Source organism: Methylobacterium sp. (genome assembly GCF_019750675.1).
In the GTDB taxonomy this organism is placed as follows: domain Bacteria; phylum Pseudomonadota; class Alphaproteobacteria; order Rhizobiales; family Beijerinckiaceae; genus Methylobacterium.
Window position 1 is genome coordinate 1 of the sequence record NZ_JAIEOF010000359.1, and the last position, 2,023, is coordinate 2,023.

Here is a 2,023-nt window from a genome sequence, read left to right on the forward strand (position 1 = left end):
CCTATGCGGGCGAGGCCGCCGGCCACCACCATCACGGCCATGCCCACCACGACCATGCCCACCACGACCACGCGCACTCCCACGACGGCCATCACCACGGCCATGATTGAGGCCCTGCGCCTGATGGCGTGGCTGTCGCCGGGCTATCCGGTGGGGGCCTATGCCTACTCGCACGGGCTCGAGGCGGCGGTGGATTCCGGGGAGGTCGGCGACGAGGCCTCCCTGACGGAATGGCTCGCCGACGTGCTCGCGCGCGGCTCGGGCCGCAACGACCTGATCCTCCTGGCCCACGCCCACGGGGCGGCGCGCGCCGGGGATGCGCGGGCGCTGGTCGACCTCAACGACCTCGCCCTGGCGCTGGCGCCCTCGCGCGAAATCCATCTGGAGACGAGCCAGCAGGGAAGCAGCTTCCTCGACGCCACCGTGGCGGCCTGGGGGACGCCCGGCCTCGCCCACCTCGCCGCCGCCCTCGACGGCGCGGCGGCCTACCCGGTAGCGGTCGGCCTCGCGGCGGGCGCGCACCGCATGGCGCTCCCCCCCGTGCTCGCCGGCTTCGGCCTCGCCTTCCTGCAGAACCTCGTCTCGGCGGCCCTGCGCTGCGCGCCCATCGGCCAGAGCGCGGGCACCCGGATCATCGCCGCCCTGACGCCGCGGGTGACGGCGCTCTCCGCCACGATCCCCGCGCTGAGCCTCGACGATCTCGGCAGCGCCACCCTGAACCTCGATCTCGGCTCGTTCCGGCACGAGACCCAGTATTCCCGCATCTTCCGCTCCTGAGGCCCCCTCTTGAGGACCCCGCCATGATCTTCGCCAACGGCCCCTCCCCCAACGGCCCGCTCCGCGTCGGCATCGGTGGCCCCGTCGGCTCCGGCAAGACCGCCCTGATGGAGCAGCTCTGCAAGCGCTTTCGCGATACCTACGAGATCTGCGCGATCACCAACGACATCTACACCAAGGAGGACGCGCGCCTCCTCACCGTGGCGGGCGCGCTCCCCGAGGAGCGGATCATGGGCGTCGAGACGGGCGGTTGCCCGCACACGGCGATCCGCGAGGACGCCTCGATCAACCTCGCGGCGGTGGCGGAGATGCGGCGGCGCTTCCCCAAGCTCGACCTCATCCTGATCGAATCCGGCGGCGACAACCTCGCCGCGACCTTCTCGCCGGAACTCGCCGACCTCACCCTCTACGTCATCGACGTGGCGGGGGGCGAGAAGATCCCCCGCAAGGGGGGGCCGGGCATCACCCGCTCGGACCTCCTCATCGTCAACAAGACGGACCTCGCGCCGCTCGTCGGCGCCGATCTCGGCATCATGGAATCCGACACCAAGCGCATGCGCGGCGCGCGGCCCTACGTGTTCGCGTCGCTCCGCGACGGCCACGGGGCGGATGCCATCGCGCGCTTCGTGGTCGAGGCCGGGGGCCTCGGCCAGGGGGGCGAAAGCCCGGGGGCGTGAAGGCGCCGCCAGCCGTCAAGTTCGCGACGACGAAGGACCCGGCATCGCGCCGGGCCCTTTTCCCTTTCGACAGTGGCGTCTGTGATTGGGCTTCCGCCGTCCAGGGGCCATGTCACCCGCGCTTGCCGTAAGGTCCGCGCATGTAGAAAGTATGCCTTCCGACTCCAAGTATATGCGTAGACCAAATTTCAAAGGATTACAAAATTTTGTCAGCGGAGTTGACGTGATTGGGTTTCGGAGCGCTGTGCTTTGGACGGCAACAATCACAGCGAGCTTTCTTGTCCCGCTGATGATCCTGTTCATCATCGGCTATTTTTTGCCGCTCAGCGCGTCGAATGCCCTCGACAGACCGCCAAGGGGAGCCCACGAACTCGGGTTCTGGCTGCTATTCGTTCTGTCGTTGCCATTCTGGCTCACAGGTTTCTGGCTAACAACTCTGTCCACTGTGGCGAATCGGCAGGGTCATCGCGTTTTTCGCCGCACGATTTGGTTCTTAGCCCGTCTTATTCATCGGGCATCGGCGTACGCTGCGTTTTGGGCTGATGGCGCGCGGGATCGCGCGTCTGTTC

Annotated in this window: 3 protein-coding genes; all 3 read left to right on the plus strand. The window is 68.2% G+C overall.

Annotated elements, in window-relative coordinates; translation table 11 throughout:
* The first annotated feature begins 102 nt into the window (after positions 1–102).
* Positions 103–777 carry an urease accessory UreF family protein gene (locus K2X24_RS18375; RefSeq protein WP_292499850.1) on the plus strand — a complete coding sequence of 225 codons (675 nt, stop codon included), beginning with the start codon at positions 103–105 and terminating at the stop codon, positions 775–777.
* A gap of 23 nt (positions 778–800) precedes the next feature.
* Positions 801–1,454: an urease accessory protein UreG gene (gene ureG, locus K2X24_RS18380; protein ID WP_292499851.1), complete on the plus strand. Its 654-nt coding sequence runs from the start codon at positions 801–803 to the stop codon at positions 1,452–1,454.
* A 289-nt stretch (positions 1,455–1,743) separates the two neighbouring features.
* Positions 1,744–2,023, plus strand: a 280-nt coding sequence (locus K2X24_RS18385; protein ID WP_292499853.1) for a hypothetical protein, incomplete at its 3' end; no start/stop codon positions are given.